At 60.6% G+C, this 543-nt stretch carries 1 protein-coding gene; it reads left to right on the forward strand.

What is annotated here, in order from left to right; translation table 11 throughout:
* A partial coding sequence (locus EXE52_RS18090) for an RNA-guided endonuclease TnpB family protein (RefSeq protein ID WP_137704009.1) occupies positions 1 to 543 on the forward strand: 543 nt, incomplete at both ends.

Here is a 543-nt window from a genome sequence, read left to right on the forward strand (position 1 = left end):
ACGATGAGGTTTCGGAAGATACCGGGCACTCCGACCAAACGGTCCTCGGTATCGACCTCGGCGTCAACAGCCTCGCTGTGTCCTCAACCGGCACGTTTTGGCAGGGGGACGACTACGACCACTGGTGTCGTGAGTTCGAGAAGCGACGTGGCGAGATGCAACAACGCGGCACGCAGGCCGCACACAAGGCCCTGCTTCGCCTCGGGAAGCGAGAGGAAGCCTGGCGCAAACAGTACATCCACACGATCGCCAACGAACTCGTCTCGGAAGCCGTCGAACACGACTGCGACGTGATCGCGTTCGAGGACTTGAGTGACATTCGAGAGCGGCTTCCACACGCGAAGTGGCACCACGTCTGGGCGTTCCGACGCCTGTTTGAATACGTCTCCTACAAAGCCCCTGAACAGGGCGTCTCCGTAGAGCAGGTCGAGCCGACCCATACATCCCAACGCTGTTCTCGGACGGACTGTGGGTTCACGCACGACGGCAACCGCCAGGGCGAACACTTCGAGTGCCAGAAGTGTGGGTATGAACTGAACGCGG

The sequence above is a fragment of the Halorubrum sp. CGM4_25_10-8A genome, from assembly GCF_005435025.1.
Classification (GTDB): domain Archaea; phylum Halobacteriota; class Halobacteria; order Halobacteriales; family Haloferacaceae; genus Halorubrum; species Halorubrum ezzemoulense.